Annotated in this window: 11 protein-coding genes; 4 read left to right on the top strand and 7 right to left on the bottom strand. The window is 39.4% G+C overall.

Features of this window, described 5'->3' with window-relative positions:
- Window positions 1–6,272, bottom strand: a 6,272-nt coding sequence (locus Q763_RS09060) for a choice-of-anchor L domain-containing protein (RefSeq protein WP_157499398.1), incomplete at its 3' end; no start/stop codon positions are given.
- Window positions 6,273–6,485: 213 nt separating this feature from the next.
- Here Q763_RS09060 and Q763_RS09055 point away from each other — a divergent pair.
- Window positions 6,486–7,238 (top strand): UDP-2,3-diacylglucosamine diphosphatase, encoded by a 753-nt coding sequence (locus tag Q763_RS09055; protein WP_035133421.1) that lies wholly within the window; start codon window positions 6,486–6,488, stop codon window positions 7,236–7,238.
- Here Q763_RS09055 and Q763_RS09050 read toward each other — a convergent pair.
- The 6 genes from Q763_RS09050 to Q763_RS09025 all read right to left on the bottom strand — a co-directional run bounded on the left by Q763_RS09050 (window position 7,235) and on the right by Q763_RS09025 (window position 13,623).
- Window positions 7,235–7,588 (bottom strand): hypothetical protein, encoded by a 354-nt coding sequence (locus tag Q763_RS09050; RefSeq protein ID WP_035133419.1) that lies wholly within the window; start codon window positions 7,586–7,588, stop codon window positions 7,235–7,237. The two genes, Q763_RS09055 and Q763_RS09050, sit on opposite strands and share 4 nt — an antisense overlap.
- A gap of 83 nt (window positions 7,589–7,671) precedes the next feature.
- Complete coding sequence (gene recJ / locus Q763_RS09045; protein WP_035133417.1) at window positions 7,672–9,369, bottom strand: single-stranded-DNA-specific exonuclease RecJ; 1,698 nt, start codon at window positions 9,367–9,369, stop codon at window positions 7,672–7,674.
- 87 nt (window positions 9,370–9,456) lie between these two features.
- Entirely contained in the window at window positions 9,457–10,560 is a 1,104-nt protein-coding gene (locus Q763_RS09040; protein WP_035133415.1) for a hypothetical protein, read from the bottom strand.
- A 12-nt stretch (window positions 10,561–10,572) separates the two neighbouring features.
- Window positions 10,573–11,772, bottom strand: coding sequence for a hypothetical protein (locus Q763_RS09035; RefSeq protein ID WP_035133413.1), 1,200 nt, complete (start codon window positions 11,770–11,772; stop codon window positions 10,573–10,575).
- 28 nt (window positions 11,773–11,800) lie between these two features.
- On the bottom strand, window positions 11,801–12,520 hold the full coding sequence (gene rsmI, locus Q763_RS09030) for a 16S rRNA (cytidine(1402)-2'-O)-methyltransferase (protein ID WP_035133411.1): 720 nt from the start codon (window positions 12,518–12,520) through the stop codon (window positions 11,801–11,803).
- Window positions 12,520–13,623, bottom strand: coding sequence for a hypothetical protein (locus tag Q763_RS09025; RefSeq protein WP_035133408.1), 1,104 nt, complete (start codon window positions 13,621–13,623; stop codon window positions 12,520–12,522). Before Q763_RS09025 ends, rsmI begins: the two co-directional genes overlap by 1 nt.
- Before the next feature lie 102 nt (window positions 13,624–13,725).
- Between Q763_RS09025 and Q763_RS09020 the strand changes: the two genes are divergently transcribed.
- The 3 genes from Q763_RS09020 (at window position 13,726) to mscL (ending at window position 17,308) form a co-directional block, all read left to right on the top strand.
- Complete coding sequence (locus Q763_RS09020) at window positions 13,726–14,349, top strand: thymidine kinase (protein WP_035133405.1); 624 nt, start codon at window positions 13,726–13,728, stop codon at window positions 14,347–14,349.
- Between the two features lie 21 nt (window positions 14,350–14,370).
- Window positions 14,371–16,809 (top strand): bifunctional UDP-N-acetylmuramoyl-tripeptide:D-alanyl-D-alanine ligase/alanine racemase, encoded by a 2,439-nt coding sequence (locus Q763_RS09015; protein WP_035133403.1) that lies wholly within the window; start codon window positions 14,371–14,373, stop codon window positions 16,807–16,809.
- Window positions 16,810–16,873: 64 nt separating this feature from the next.
- Window positions 16,874–17,308 (top strand): large-conductance mechanosensitive channel protein MscL, encoded by a 435-nt coding sequence (gene mscL / locus Q763_RS09010; RefSeq protein ID WP_035133401.1) that lies wholly within the window; start codon window positions 16,874–16,876, stop codon window positions 17,306–17,308.
- Window positions 17,309–17,407: the final 99 nt, after the last annotated feature.

The raw sequence follows: 17,407 nt of genomic DNA, 5'->3' as shown, positions 1-17,407 counted from the left end.
TTACCTTTTTTGTCCTGACCATACCATTCGTCGGTATAAGTACTTTGGCTATAAACCTCCTTACCGTAACGGTTAAAGATACCTATTTTAACAACTCCAAATCCTGTAAGGTCAAAGTTGTCATTCATACCATCATTGTTTGGAGAGATACCTTTAGGAATCATACAGGCAACATTATCAACAGTAAGTTCAAACGATGAAGAACAGATATCACCTCCAACCGGTGTTACAGTCACGGTATAGACACCAATCTCTGTAGCTGTAGCTGTTAAGCCGGTACCAATAGTAGCGCCACTGGCATCAGTCCAGTCAATAGTAACAGTATCTTCTGTATAATTTTCATCAAGAGCTACTTCAAGCATATAAATTCCGCCTTCACAACCCTGGCTAACGCTTATTATAGGTGTTGGAACAATACTAACCTCAAAACTTGTTTCATCTGTACAGTTTGTAGGTGCAGTAGCAGATTCTGCATATATATATATCATCTGAGAAGTGGTAATCTGATCACCCGCAAGTAACATATCACCTGTTCCGCCAGCACCTGTATAATAATTATTATTAGCACTTAGTGCAGGAAGAACATACATATCACATGAAGTTACATTTTCCATTACATCTGCAACCGGAACAGGAGTTACAGTTACATATACTGACTGAGTAGCCTCACAACCTGAGTTGTTTATAGTTACCTCATAAGAACCTTCTCCCGTTACCATAACACTTGTACCTGTTTCTGCCAGAGGAGCATCGTTAAATGTCCATGTATAAGTCACATCAGGAGAAGCCGGATCAAAGTTTATAGCAACAATATCTATAGTAGTATCTGTAGTTCCTTCACAAATATTAAAGTCTCCACCCATATCAAAATCAGGTGTAAGATCCTGAATAATCAGGTTAAAGTTAAGAACACCCACACATCCAGTAGGCAGGTAAACTACTCTTACATATATAGCCTGAGCTCCGGCAACTGTATTATCATATACAGGTCCCACAGGATTGTCTCCGGTTTCCGCATCAGCCTCACTTTCGTGATATGAAATTTCAAAATCAGCAACATCATATCCTTCAAGTACACCCGCTACTATTAAATCAGTGTTAGAAGTAAAGTCGAATGTAGCAAATCCGCTGGCATCACAAGCAATAAGATCAATAGGAGCACCTACAGTCTCTTCTACAGGAAGATAGAACTCAACACGTTTAGTACCTTCAAGTATACAGTCTGTACCTTCATAGTTAACCACTACAGTGTAATCACCCGTTTGATTAACTACCAGGCTTGGACCGGTTTCGTCTAATTGAGTAGTAACACCTTCGTCATCTGTAACAGACCAAACAAAGTCGTAAAGATCCGGATCTAAATCAGTCTCAATAATTGTTTCCTGCTGATCACAAATAGCATTACCTCCAGGAACAGTAAGGTCTACACCTAAATCAAGTCCGCCAATATCAAAACTACCACCTGCTAAGAATACAGCAGAGTTAAAGATAGAGTCATTATAATCGGCAATCACAAGTTTAATGTGATAGTTACCACCAGGAACTACCGGTCCTGCAGCTGTCATTACAACTGTTTGACCTCTATAACCTATGGCAGATCCATAAGGGTTATCCTGATTGTAAGAACCAAAGTATTCCGGATTTTGAGAATCACAACCCGTATTATACTGATTATCCCTAATGTTTACTACCGATACCGGAATAGTTGTACCCGGAATAACCGCAAGGTTGGTAGTATTTGTTTCAGGATCCGGGTTATCTAAATCTGTAAGTATGAATGCAAATGCATCAGAGAAATTACATTGGAATGTACCATACTCCTGAGAAGCAAACATGAAATCGAAAGTGATTTGGTTTGTAAGCGGAGTAAAGTCAAACTCAAGTATAGATGCATTGTTAAGCGTTCCTGTGTTACCTCCTTCAGCTATAATAGCTGATAAGTCAGCATCACCTACCCAAGTATTTGTCTGGGTACCTGTGTTGTTGTTAGGGTAAGGTCCCGGAGCTTCCTGAACACTACCTGTTGCAAGTATAACACCATCAGCAAACGGGAATGATGAGTTATTCTGGCTAAAGTAAGATATACCATTAGCCTGACCAAAGTTAGTACCTGTTTGAGACGTTATGTTAGACACAAGTGCACATTCAGAACTAATAAGTACGTTCTCTACTAACTGCTCTACAGTAAACGATGTTTCATCTACAGCGATTGATCCTGCAGGAGTACCCACACAAATATCAAACGTTGAAGTTTGGTTTGGAGTAGATGTAGAAGAGTAAACTCTTACTTTATAAGTAGTACCAGGAGATAAGTTCTCTGCTAAGCTTTGGTTAGCTGTACTACAATAAACCTGAGTTAAAGTACCACATTCATCACCTTCATAAAGAATATGATAAAGGAACGTTGTACTACCCTGAACATTACTTAAAGTAATGAAGTGTACAGTACTGGTTGCAGTAAATTCAAACCATACGTCATCATCTGCAGTACCACCACAAGTATTACCTTCGGCAGAAGCTGTTGCAGAATAGATAGTACCAGATTCAAACTCAACACATTCAGAACCGCTGTTTACAGGAACCACAATAGCCTCAGCACACTCATCGTTTGCCGGTGGTGGTGGTGGTGTAGCCACACATACTTCAAACTCTGAAGTTTGAGCAGTTGACGACCAAGAGTACACTCTTATCTTATAAGTATTACCAATAGTTAAGCCATTAGCAAAACTCTGGTTAGGATCACTACAATATAGTTGTGTTAAAGTACCACACTCATCACCTTCATAAAGTACGTGATATAAATCAGTAGTACCATTTGTAATATTTTGTAATGTAATTACGTGAGTATCGTTTGTAGCAACAAACTCAAACCATACGTCGTCATCGTCGTTACCTCCGCAAGTATTACCTTCGGCAGAAGCTGTTGCAGAGAATACAATACCAGGAACAACCTCAACACACTCCTGAGTTGGGTTTACAGGAACCACAGTAGCATCAGCACATTCGTCATTTGCCGGTGGTGGTGGTGGTGTACCTACACAAAGGTTAAAGTCAACTAACTGACCTGAAGTAGAAGTCCATGTATAAATTCTGATTTTATAAGTAGTACCCGGAGTTAATCCTGTTACAGTTGTACTGTTTGAAGTACCACAGAATATTTGATTTAAAGAACCACATTCGTCACCTTCATAAACCGCATGATATAGGAAAGTTGTACTACCTTCAATATCAAGAATTTTAATTAAGTGTGTATCATTTGTAGCAACAAATTCAAACCAGGCATCATCATCATCTGTACCGAAACATGTATTAGATTCTGCAGACGGAGTCGTCCATGATAAAGATCCAGGAACTACCTGCTCACAAACCTGAGTTGGGTTAACCGGTACAGGGATAGCCTCAGCACACTCATCATTTGCCGGTGGCGGTGGCGGTGTACCAATACATAAGTCAAACGTAGTAGTTTGAGGAGCAATGCTCGTTGAACTGTATACTCTAATGTAATATGTATTACCTACTGTTAAACCACTCGCTAAACTATTGTTAGTAGTAGCACAGTATAATTGTGTCATAGTACCACATGAAGTACCTTCATAAAGAACATGGTATAGGAAAGTTGTACTACCTACAACATTTGTAAGATCTATTGTATGTACATCATTTGTAGCAACAAACTGATACCATACATCATCATCATCTGTACCGAAACATGAGTTTGGCTCACCAGATTCTGTAGCCCATGCAATAGTACCTGAAACGGTGTTACCACACTCAAGATCAGGGTTAGTAAACGCCTGTTGAGCATCTGCACAATCATCATTTGCCGGTGGTGGCGGAGGTGTACCTACACAGAAATCAAATGTAGTAGTTTGTCCGCTTAAACTTGTTGAAGTATAAATTCTTACGTAGTAAGTTTGACCAATAGTTAAACCACCCGCAACACTTGTATTGTTTGTAGAACAGTAAAGCTGAGTCATAGAACCACAGTCATCACCTTCGTAAACAGTATGGTACATAAATGTTGTACTACCTGCAAGGTTAGTAAGACTAATTTGATGCGTCTCACTTGTAGCTTCAAACTGATACCATACGTCATCATCGTCAGTACCAAAACATGTATTAGCTTCAAGAGAACCTGTAGCCCAGGCAATAGTACCCGAAGCAAAGTTACCACAATCAAGATCCGGGTTTGTTAAAACAACCTCAGCATTAGCACACTCGTCATTTGCCGGTGGCGGCGGAGGTGTACCAATACATAAGTCAAACGCAGATGTTTGAGCCGGAGTAGAAGTCCAGGTATATACTCTTACATAATAAGTTTCACCTATTGTAAGACCGCCTACTAAACTGTTATTAGGATCACTACAAACAAGGTTTGTTAATGAACCACATGAACCAGAGTAAACAGCATGATATAAATCAGTTGTACTACCTGTAATGTTATTTAGATTAACTGTATGAGTTTCACTTGTTGCAACAAATGAGAACCAAACATCGTCATCATCTGTACCACCACAAGAGTTAGCATCTATAGATGGAGTAGCCCATGCTACAGTACCCGATGTGAATGAAGTACAGTTTAAATCAGGGTTAACTGTCACTGCAAAAGCATCAGCACAATCATCATTTGCCGGTGGTGGCGGAGGTGTACCAATACAAACATCAAACACAGAAGTTTGAGGAAGTGACGAAGTAGAATATACTCTTACATAATAAGTATTACCAATTGTAAGACCACCCGCAACACTATTATTAGGGTTACTACAGTAAAGCTCTGTAAGTGATCCGCAAGAACCTGAATAAACAACATGATCAAGGGCAGTTGTACCACCATTAATGTTGTTAAGGTTAATTGTATGAGAAGTACTTGTAGCTACAAATGAGAACCAAACGTCATCATCTTCTGTACCTGAACAGGTAGAACCTTCAGCAGAAGCTGTAGCAGAATAAACAGTACCGGTTACAAACTGAGCACAGTCTAAATCAGGGTTAACAGGAACTGCAGTCGCATCAGCACATTCATCGTTTGCCGGTGGCGGTGGCGGTGTACCAATACAGATTTCAAAGTTTGAAGTCTGGTTTGCCGTAGCCGTCCATGAATAAACCCTTACATAATAAGTATTACCCACTGTAAGACCTGTAGCTGTACTATTATTAGGGTCACTACAGTATAATTGTGTTAATGAAGCACAATCGTTACCTTCATAAACAACATGATACAAATCGGTAGTACCGTTTGTAATATTATTTAAATTAACAAGATGAGTAGTATTTGTCGCTACGAAAGAGAACCAAACATCATCATCATCTGTACCAAAACACGTGTTGCCTTCAGAAGAAGCAGTAGCACCATTAATACTACCCGGAGTACTTACCGAACAGATATTAGTTGGATTAACTGTTAAAGCAACAGCATCTGCACAGGCATCGTTACCCGGCGCAGTGTTAAAGTTATATGGACCAACCCACTCACTAAAGTTGCCGTCCCCACATGCAGCTCTAACATAATATTTATAAGCTGTAGTTGGATTTAATCCGTTAATAGTTGTTGAGTTTCCGTCTACCAGATAATCAGGTGTACCATCCGGAGCATCTACAAATTCTACTACCTCAACTTCATACTGAGCAGCACCTCCGGTCCAGCTCAAATCAGCAGTTTCACCTGTAACACCAGTTACAGTAAGACCTGTAGGAGGTAAACATTGTTCAATAATACTTACGTTATCTACCAGCCAGCGGTCAGCATTATCACCTTCCATAAGGAAACCAACATAATAATCCTCTCCTGCTGTACCCGGTAAATCTACCGTAATCTCAACATATTCAGTTTGTGCCGGGTTAATCCCTGGCTCAGTCCATGACTGGACAACAGTATAAGCATCAAGATCATCAAGATCTGCACCCGAAGGTGCCATAATAATCCTGTAAGTACCTCCCTGGTTACCACCAAGGGTTAAACGACAGTAAAAATGTAACTGGCCGTTTGAAGGCATTGTAAATTGTGGAGTAACAAGCCAGTCTTTAGCTGGATCTCCGTCATCCGGAACGTTTTCACGATCTAGGAAAGCTGCATAATCCCCTGCAAATGGAGGTTGAAAATCATTCCCTAACTGAGACTGTTTCCAGGTTTGCACCATACCTATCCCATTGTTGTGTATTGTCCAGCCGGTTGGGGCAAATGTCCCCTCAAAGCCTTCCAATGGCAGCCCGTCCTGCGAATAACCGCAAAGGCTTAACAATGCCATGAAAAACAATAAAGTAATTTTCTTCATAGATAATAAATTAGTAGTTTATGTTTAAGTTACCGAAAGTATAAAAAAAAAGACAAGTTTAGTAGCAATTTAATACCGAATAGTTATGTTTTAACTAAAAAAAACAAATTTATTTCGATTTGTTATGAATTTAAAAACATAAGGTTATCATAACGGTATAACTCCTTTTTAAAATTGTCTTCATATCTTTGGCATATTATTTAAGAATTTAGCATGTCCCAAAGACTCAAAATATACTTTGCTTCCGACCAACATTTAGGTGCTCCAACCCAAGAAAAAAGCTTCCCCAGAGAGAAAAAATTTGTAGCCTGGCTGGACGAGGTTAAGAAAGATGCCGATGCTATTTTTTTACTGGGAGACCTGTTTGATTTTTGGTTTGAATACAAAACTGTAGTACCTAAAGGTTTTGTAAGAGTACTGGGAAAACTGGCAGAAATAAGAGACTCCGGTATACCTATATACTTTTTTGTAGGGAATCATGACTTATGGATGCATGATTATTTTGAAAAAGAACTAAACATACCTGTTTATCACAAACCAAAAGAATTCACTTTTAACGATAAGGTATTTCTCATAGGGCACGGTGACGGACTCGGACCCGGAGACAAAGGCTATAAAAGGATGAAAAAGGTATTTATTAATCCTTTTTCAAAATGGCTTTTCAGATGGTTTCATCCTGACCTTGGGGTTAAACTGGCACAATACCTATCAGTAAAAAACAAGCTTATATCTGGTGATTCCGATGTTAGGTTTTTAGGTGAAGATAACGAATGGCTGGTTTTATACTCTAAAAGAAAACTGGAAACAAAACACTACGACTATTTTGTTTTTGGTCACAGGCATTTACCTATGACCATTGATTTAGGGCAAAACTCCACATACATCAATCTGGGCGATTGGATTGGTTATTTTACCTATGGTGTTTTTGACGGAGAGAAATTTGAACTGAAAGAATACAAAAACTAATTTTTACACACATTATTGATATACTCGTTAAGGTTCACTGTAAAAAGCGTACCCTCTAGCAAATCTTTAATATCAATAAGCTCCTGAGCTGAGACAGCCAGTTCAATTTCATTAACCGGAGTTTTAAGTAAAAACCTGTGGCATTTGTTCCTAAAACCACAGCCACCGCAATGGTTTTTATCATACATTTCGTTTACAATACAGGCAAAACGCTGTACCTCTTCACGGGTAAAATAAAAGCCGGTTTCCTTAAAAATAACCTGAATCCTGTCGGTTAAAAGCCTGTCGTTTTTACGCCAGTAAAATGATACTCCAAAGTCGTTAAAGTAAATTTGTTCAATCTCTTTCATCGTCGTGGTTTTAAACAAAAATATAAATTATTTAAAACCATTCTAAATAAATGGATTGTTTTTAGTAAAAAAGTTTTCAACGGTTACTCCTCAGGGCGTATATCACGCAAACGAAGTTGAGTAGACACATTACCGTTCCACTCATTCTCCTCTATGGAGTATACCGCCTCAAAAGGCTTACCACTACAGGCTATATTCATTTTTGATGCCAGTCCGAAACCAACTGCCGCATAGCCTTCGGCATCACCCTGCTTTACAAAAAGCCGTAAATGGGTTTCATCGGCACCAATAGCCTTGCCGTAACCTGTATCCATTAATCCGCGCGACAGGAATACGGGAGTCATATTACCCGGACCAAACGGCTCAAACTGTTTTAATATTCTAAAGAATTTAGGCGTAATATCACTAAAATCAATCTCGGCATCCACCTGCACTTCGGGCACTAAAAGTTCTGGGGCTATAGTTTGCCTTACCACCTCTTCAAAGCGTTTTTTAAAACCGTAATACTGCTCCTCCTTAAGCGTAAGCCCTGCAGCATACATGTGTCCTCCAAACTGCTCTAAATGATCGGCACAGGCTTCAAGCGCATTATACACATCAAAACCCTTAACCGACCTTGCCGAAGCCGCCAGTTTATCTCCGCTTTTAGTAAACACCAATGTAGGCCTGTAATAGGTTTCCGTTAATCTGGAAGCTACAATACCAATAACCCCCTTGTGCCAGTTTTCATCATACACAACAGTAGTACAGCACTCCTGTTCATTATTAGCGACTATCTGCATCAGTGCTTCGGTAGTAATTTGCTTATCGAGATCTTTTCTTTCAGCATTAAGCCCTTCAATCATAGCAGCAAACTCCTGAGCCTGCTCCAAATTAAATTCTGTAAGCAGCTCCACCGCTTTATTGCCGTGATAAATACGCCCGGCGGCATTAATACGCGGTGCTATCTGAAAGACAACATCACCTATGGTAAGTTTTTGTTTTTTTACGTTTTGGACAAGCGCCTGTATACCCGGCCTTGGGAAAGTATTAATCACATCCAGCCCAAATGTAGCCAGCACCCTGTTCTCCCCTGTTATCGGGACAATATCGGCTGCTATAGCTGTGGCAACCAAATCAAGATAGGTAACCAAGTCGGTTATGGTTTGCCCGCGATTCTCTGCAAGTGCCTGTATCAGTTTAAAACCTACACCACAACCGCAAAGCTCATCATAAGGATAAGTACAGTCAGTTCGCTTTGGGTCCAGCACCGCCACAGCATCAGGTAATTCATCTCCGGGACGGTGGTGATCGCAAATTATAAAGTCAATCCCTTTTTGTTTGGCATATTCAACTTTATCAATCGATTTGATTCCGCAATCCAGCGCAATGATAAGCGTCATCCCGTTATCATCGGCAAAATCAATCCCCTGAAACGAAACTCCATAGCCCTCGGCATACCTGTCGGGTATATACGTCGCCACATTAGGGTAGTACGAATGCAGGTATGATGACATTAACGAAACAGCCGTAGTACCATCTACATCATAATCGCCAAAAACAAGTATGTTTTCGCCGTCTTCTATAGCTTCCTCAATACGTTTTACCGCCTTATCCATATCCTTCATCAGGTAGGGATCGTGCAAATCGCTTAGCTTAGGACGGAAAAAATTCTTCGCCTCCTCAAAAGTTTCAATACCACGTTGTACCAGCAGTGAAGCTATAACTCCGTCTACCTGAAGTGCCTGTGACAAATGTTTTATTTTTTGAAGATCGGGTGTTGGTTTTAATGTCCAGCGCATGAAGAATTTTTAATTTCTCCAAATGTAATTAAAGGGAAATGTATAGACAACTAAAGAACTACTTTACTACCTATAATCTCAAAATCCCTAACTTACCATTCTTAAGAATCCTCCATAAACCCCATATAATTGAGAAATTATTTCAGTAATTATTGACATAAATTCAGCATCAACTGAAAGCGAATCCTCTTCAAGCGCTTTCCTCCAATGCGCTATACTATTACGCCTCTTATAAATTCTACTTGCTACTTTCTCTACTTTTTTACCCTCTGATTGTATATCATACTTAATTGCGAAAGAATCAACAAAAGGATTACAATTTGAAAGCTCTAATAAAGATGTTAATGCAGACTCTTCATTTGGCCTCAAATTATATTTTCTTTCATTATCCTTTATAACCAAATCAAAATCACAGGTTATATCGCCAGTACTACTGATTAAAGAAATTATTGAATTAACTACAGGAAATCCATATAATCGCTCAATACACCTATAAAATTCAAGAAACAAATGCTCCCAGTTTGTGGATGTCAGCCCCCTAAAAAAAGGCATACTAATCAAATCGCCATGTAAAACTAAGGTAGATTTAATAATCTCATCAAGACCATTATGGCTTAAATTGAGACTTAAAAGCTCTTTATTACTTAACAGGTAAATAGAATATAATTTAAAGCATAATAATTTAGAATATTCATTTGCTCCAAGCTTGCTAACGTCTATACAAGCCTCATCAAGTTTCCATATATCAAATACCAGAAAAAATCGTTCTAAATCCGATATATCAAATTTATTTTTTTCAGGCTGCAAAAAAACATTATAGAGTAAATCACTTTCATCAATATGGGGGTTTTTATAATTTGGAACCTGTGACCAAATAAATATTTTTAAAGCATCAATCTCTTTAAATAAAAGATCAGTCTGTAGATAATTGCCACTAACATCTGCACAATCAAAAACCGCACATTCTTTGTCTTCAGGGATAACTATAAAAAAATCATCTAAATATTTAACTATCGAAACTATTTTATGAGGGGAACATTCATAGCTACAGATGATTTCAGACTTAGTCAACCATTCCTTATGTGTCGACAAATCAATAGAATAATCATCTGACACTATTTTCAAAATCAAATCATCTGTAACGATTTCTTTCCTTAAATTCTTAAAAAGCGTGCGTATTTTTCTACTCATAAAATGAACCGTTTAATTACCTCTCCACAAAGGACCTAAACTTGGATTAGGCTCATCTAAGTCAAAGTCCTCAGAAAATAAAACTTTAAATGATGACAAATACAACTCTCGTTGTTTATCTCCAATCTTACTACCTTTTGGGAGATCCTCTAATCTTTGCGCCAAGATTTCAAAATCGAAAAAATTGTTTAATTTATCTTGATTTTCTTTGTCAGAAATATAATTGATTAAATTATTAACTTTATCGATTACTATCTTATGAGACTTTACTTGCCTTTCAACAGATAAATCCCTTCCTGCTATCCCAAAAATCTTTTGAGCAGCCGCAGCCATAAAACCAACTTTTGCGGCTACACTCTTAAACAAATCCTTACCATCTTTTAAACTCTCAGGCCCTATATTCTTGTGTTCCCCCATAGCAATATCTAATCTTGCAAGTAAAGAAAAAACGTTGACAAAAATTGACACAAACTCTTGGTTAAGCATCGCTTGCATCATATCTAGCTTGGAAAATTCTTCTGCTAAAATATTCCTCATAGCAACCTTCTCCGTTTTAAGTGAAAATGCTAAATACATCTCAACCGTATCACTGGCATGATATTCTCCAGGGGTCTTACGACGAGCATTATCATCTTTTTTTATGATATTGAAATATTCACTTACTTGAGGATAATCCTTGGTAATTATAGATTCTATCTCTGTTATTAAAGGTTCATAAACAACCTCAACTTGCCTTCTAAGATCCCATGGAATTTGACCTGTATTAAGCACTAACATTCTATAAGTTAATGCCTGAATTTTATTTGCTAACCAAACATCAATTCTGACAAATCTATTTTCTAAATGATCTTTAGCTTCAAGCAAAGCTGTTGTTCTCTGCATACCGTCGATAATCGAAACCCTATCCTTATCTACCTTCTCAATAAGTTCTATAATTTGAGAATTTGAGAATTGATGGTTTGATAAATACTCTTCATCTGTTAAAACACCTATTACTATAGGTGGCAAAACAGCCCCTTTTTCAACATCTTTTACCATACGTTCCCGTATAATTTTTGCAGAAGCAGTCTTAAGTGGACCTCTTTGATTTTGAATCCCTCCCCTGTTTTGATATGTTTCATCAACAAAGCTAAGATAGTCTTTAACCGGCATCTTAAACATTAATGAAAAACATTGCATTCGTTCATCATATAAAAAATCTAAAAGCTCCATATTTAACTATTTTATGTGTTTATATCAACTATAATAAAATTTGAGTATTAATATTTTCCTTCTTACTCTTCTTCACCTCGGGCTTTCCGCCCACAATAACTACAATTTCGCCTTTTGGGTCTTTTTTGGTAAAATGCTCCAGTACCTGGGTAGCTGTACCGCGCACGGTTTCCTCGTGTAGCTTACTCAGCTCACGCGATACCGAAACAGGACGGTCTTCTCCAAAATACTGTACAAACTCACCAAGAGTTTTAACCAGTTTGTGTGGCGACACATAAAATATCATGGTACGCGATTCTTCGGCAAGTGCTAAAAATCGGGTTTGCCTCCCCTTTTTATCCGGCAGGAAACCTTCAAACACAAACTTATCATTCGGGAGTCCGCTATTAACCAGGGCAGGCACAAAAGCCGTAGCACCGGGCAGGCACTCTACCTCAATATTATTTTCAACACAGGCACGTGTAAGTAAAAATCCGGGATCGGATATAGCAGGCGTACCCGCATCAGATATCAGGGCGATGGTTTCACCCGCCTGCAGGCGTTTCACAATGTTCTCAACGGTTTTGTGTTCGTTGTGCATGTGGTGGCTCTGCATGTGGGTTGCAATTTCAAAATGCTTCATAAGTTTACCGCTGGTACGGGTATCTTCCGCCAGTATCAGGTCGGCTTCCTTAAGCACTTTAATCGCCCTGAAGGTCATATCCTCCAGATTACCTATAGGTGTAGGTACTATATATAGTTTAGACATTAATCAAATCTTTTTTCAACCAGTTGGAAGAAACGCTCTTCATACTCCTCTTTCCCCTCCCAATTATTGTAATCAGGCTTAATAAGGTCGTTTATAAACGATTTGGCCTCACCAAATGTATTTATGGTATTCAGTTGTGAAACCACACGGTTCAAATCGTCGGCACTACCGCCAAAAAGATGCTTCTCAAAAGCGATACGGTCGTTTAACCCCAGTGTAATGGTTTTGGAGAACTTATCGTTAAGGGATTTTGAGCCCGTAGAAACCGCAGATGTCCATGCCGGCTCTTCCTTTTTAGGCTCCTCTTTTTTCACTTCCTCAACAGGTTCGTTTTTCACCGGTTCAAAAGCAGGTTGATTGCTGTAATCAAACAGAGGCTCTTCCTGTTTTGGTTCCTCTTTCGGTTCTTCCTTAACCTCTTCTTTCACTTCCTCCTGAACAGGCGCAGCATCAAAATCAGATTTCTTTACAAACTCCGGATCCTTATAATCCCTAAAGTCGTCAATGGTAACCTCTTTTTTAGATTCTTCCTTTGGCTCTTCGGGTGCTGCTTTTCTTTCAAAAGCAAATTCTATATCAATTTCTGATTCTTCAACCTCAACGGTAGTATCAGGTTCAATAGTAATCGTTTCGGCATCGGTAGCCTGTATCTGTTCCTCATCGCTACTCTCCTGCTCGTTTTCATATACAGTCTCAACCGACTCTTCCATTGCCTTGATTTCCTCTTCCGGCTTTTCAAGTTCCGGTACACTTACAGGCTCTTCGGCTTTTTCCTCAACAGCTTCTTCGGCTACAGCCTCCTGCTCAGCCTCACCAAGTTCTTCCTTTGGTTCATCCGTATCGCCCGGTGTTTCTTCTGCTACGATAATTTCAGGCTCTTTCGTTTCCGCTACGCCATAAATATCTTCCAGTTTTTCTTCTGCCGAAGAAAAACCAATGGTAGGCTTTACATCATTAAAATTTTCCTCAACAAACCTTAGCACCGACAGTTTTTCGTACAGCTTAAGTGTTTCCTGCTGTAGCTGCTCTATCTCTGCCTTATTCTTTAGCTTTAATATCCTGTGTGCAATACTTATCAGTTCGGCTTCTAATTTTTTCTTCATAACTTTTGGAATAATAAAGAGTGGCGCAATAGTTTTTTAATAAATTTGTTTCAATACAAAGTAACATAAAACATTTCTGTTTTACAGCCTGAAAAATACAAAATGTTTCTCGAAAATACAGTAAATCATAAAGAACAATTTGGGTGGATAGAGGTCATCTGCGGGTCGATGTTTTCGGGTAAAACCGAAGAACTTATCCGTCGCCTTAAAAGGGCAAAGTTTGCCAAACAGCGCGTGGAAATTTTTAAACCTACCATAGACACCCGTTATCATGACGATATGGTAGTATCGCACGACTCAAACGAAATACGCTCTACCCCGGTGGAATCGGCCTCCATGCTTCGCATCCTGGCACAGGGCTGTGACGTGATAGGAATAGACGAAGCCCAGTTTTTTGATGATGAAATCGTATCGGTTTGTAATGATCTTGCCAATAACGGCATAAGGGTTATTGTTGCCGGACTGGATATGGATTTTAAAGGCAATCCCTTTGGTCCTATGCCGGCACTTATGGCTACAGCCGAATATGTTACCAAAGTACATGCGGTATGCACCCGAACGGGCAACTTAGCGAACTACAGTTTCCGTAAAGCACAAAACGACAAACTGGTACTGCTGGGTGAAACCGAAGAATATGAACCGCTAAGCCGTGCTGCTTTTTTTAAGGCTATGAGAGAACAGGCCAACCCGAAAAAGAAAGACAAGGAAGACGACAGTCTCTTCTAGAAAAATTAAAAACCTTACATCTTGAGCATAAAAACAAACAATATCATTAAGGCCGTTAATCCTTCATTTGAAGGTATACAGCCCGATATGGAAATTGATAACGTTTCTATAGACAGCCGTTCGCTGCAAAACAATATCGGAACACTGTTTTTTGCACTACCGGGAAAAAACCGTGACGGACACAATTATATTCCCGAACTGATTGAAAACGGCGTTTTAAATTTTGTTGTTACCCATATCCCTGACGGATGCAAAAACAGGGCTAACTTTTTTATTGTTGACGATACCCTAAAAGCATTACAGGATTTTGCAGCCTATTACAGGGGCCTGTTCAATTTCCCCGTTGTGGGTATAACCGGCAGTAACGGTAAAACCATAGTAAAGGAATGGCTCAACTATGTGTTGAGTCCTGATTACAATATCATCCGTAGCCCTAAAAGTTACAACTCACAGGTAGGCGTACCCCTATCTGTAATTGCTATTAACGAAAAACACAACCTGGGACTGTTTGAAGCCGGAATCTCCACCACCGGAGAAATGGAAAAACTCGCCCAAATTATAAAACCCAACATAGGTATACTTACACATTTGGGTCCGGCGCATGATGAAGGCTTTACCGATATGCTCGAGAAAATTAAAGAGAAACTGAAACTCTTTAAGGATACCGATGTGGTAATACTTCAAAAAAACGCTATTGCCGAGCAGGAACTGGAAGGCACAACTACCTTTACCTGGAGCTACAATGGTGATGCCGATGTAAACATTACCAAAACAACACATACCGACAACACAGAACTAACCGTTGATTACAACGGAAATAGCTTTACAGTGATTATTCCGTTTTTTGATGATGCCTCAGCAGAAAATGCCATAAGCTGCCTCATGCTGATGCTGCACTTGGGTTACAGCAGTGACTTTATTACCGAAAGGCTTGCAGGGCTGTATCCTGTTGAAATGCGCCTACAGGTTAAAAACGGCATTAACGGCTGCACCATTATTGACGACAGTTACAGCTCTGACTATCAGTCACTAAAAATAGCGCTCGACTTTTTAGAACAGCACAAAACACATAAAAAGAAAACCATTATCCTTTCGGATGTTTTCCAGAGTGGCTTTACCGTAGAGGAACTTTACGAACACGTTACCCAGCTTTTAACTGCTAATAATATTAGCAGGGTTATAGGCATAGGCGAAACCATAAGCACCCAGTTAAAGGATTTCCCTAATTTTATATCTTACAAAACCACACAGGAGTTTTTAACCCAATACAATGCTAATAGTTTTAGCAACGAAACCATTTTGGTTAAGGGTGCCCGCAGTTTCCGCTTTGAGGAAATAGTGGTGTTACTGGAAGAGAAGACACATGAAACGGTACTGGAAATCAACCTGAATTCCATTGCTCATAACCTTAAGTTTTACCGTTCGCGTATTAAGCCCGAAACCAAAATAATGGTTATGGTAAAAGCCTTTGGTTACGGTAGTGGTAGCTATGAGATCGCCAAACTGCTTTCACACCAAAAGGTAGATTACCTAGGCGTTGCTTTTGCCGATGAGGGTATAGCCCTTCGTAATGCAGGCATTAGCACCCCTATCATAGTAATGAATCCCGAAGCCAGTGCCTTTAGTGCCATGACGGCCTATAAACTGGAACCCGAAATTTATTCGGTTAGGGAGCTGAGGGCATTTATTGAAATTGCCAAACAGAAAAACCTATCCGACTATCCTATCCACATTAAACTGGATACCGGTATGCACCGCCTTGGGTTCGAAGACTATCAGTTAGACGAACTTATCGAATTACTTAAACACAACAACTTTGTAGCGGTTAAAAGTATCTTCTCACATCTTTCCTCCAGTGACGTACCCCAATACAGGGACTTCACATTGGGGCAGGTTGAAAAGTTTACCCAATGGTCACAAAAAATTATCGATACCCTTAGCATAAACCCTATCCGCCATATATTGAACACATCGGGAATTTATCATTTCCCCGAAGCACAGTTTGATATGGTGCGCCTGGGCATTGGCCTGTATGGCGTGGGTAACGATGCACAGGAACGCAAATCACTGGAAAACGTAGGCACCCTTAAAACCGTCATTCTCCAGATAAAGAATATACAACCGGGAGAAAGTGTAGGCTACAGCCGTAAGTTCATGGCGTCGGAAAAAGTCCGCACGGCTACCCTGCCCATAGGTTATGCCGATGGTATACCAAGGAGCTGGGGTAATGAAAAAGGCTACGTGATGATAAACGGTAAAAAAGCCGAAATTACAGGAACTATCTCTATGGATATGATGATGGTAAACATTACAGGCATAGACTGTAAGGAAGGCGACAGGGCTGTAATATTTGGCACTGCACCAACCGTTGTGGAAATGGCCGAAGCGCTGGGAACTATACCTTATGAAATTTTAACAAGTATTTCACAACGTGTAAAACGCGTTTTTTATCAGGAATAATCACTTTTTTGTACCTTAGCCTTAATCAGAAACAATCAATTATATATAACCTAAACTTTAGCCTATGGGATTTTTCAAGGATTTTAAGGCCTTTTTGATGAAAGGCGACATTGTAAATCTGGCAACAGCCGTTATTATTGGTGGTGCCTTTGGTAACATCGTAAAATCTTTTACAAACGATATTTTAATGCCACCTATAGGCATGCTGCTTAACGGGGTCGACTTTAAAGACCTTAAACTTACTCTTAAAGAAGGAGTGCCCGAAACGGTGGTAGACGGGGTAACACAACCGGCTATAGATGCCGTTACCATTAACTACGGTAACTTTGTACAAATAACCCTTGACTTTGTAATTGTTGGGTTCTGTATTTTCCTTGCCCTTAAGATGTATGAAAGAACCAAGAAGAAAGAAGAAGCGGCTCCTACAGCACCTCCTGCACCTACAAATGAGGAGAAACTGTTGGCAGAAATCCGCGACTTACTTAAAACTAAACAATAGAGTTACAGAAGTTTCCGCTACATTGCATATTCTTATATTTCTAACAAAACCGTCTCTAAAAGACGGTTTTTCTTTGTTATATTTTTTTATTTTGAAACG

Origin of the sequence: Flavobacterium beibuense F44-8 (assembly GCF_000769915.1) — a bacterium.
Classification (GTDB): domain Bacteria; phylum Bacteroidota; class Bacteroidia; order Flavobacteriales; family Flavobacteriaceae; genus Flavobacterium; species Flavobacterium beibuense.
This window is presented reverse-complemented; position numbering and strand designations above follow the sequence as displayed.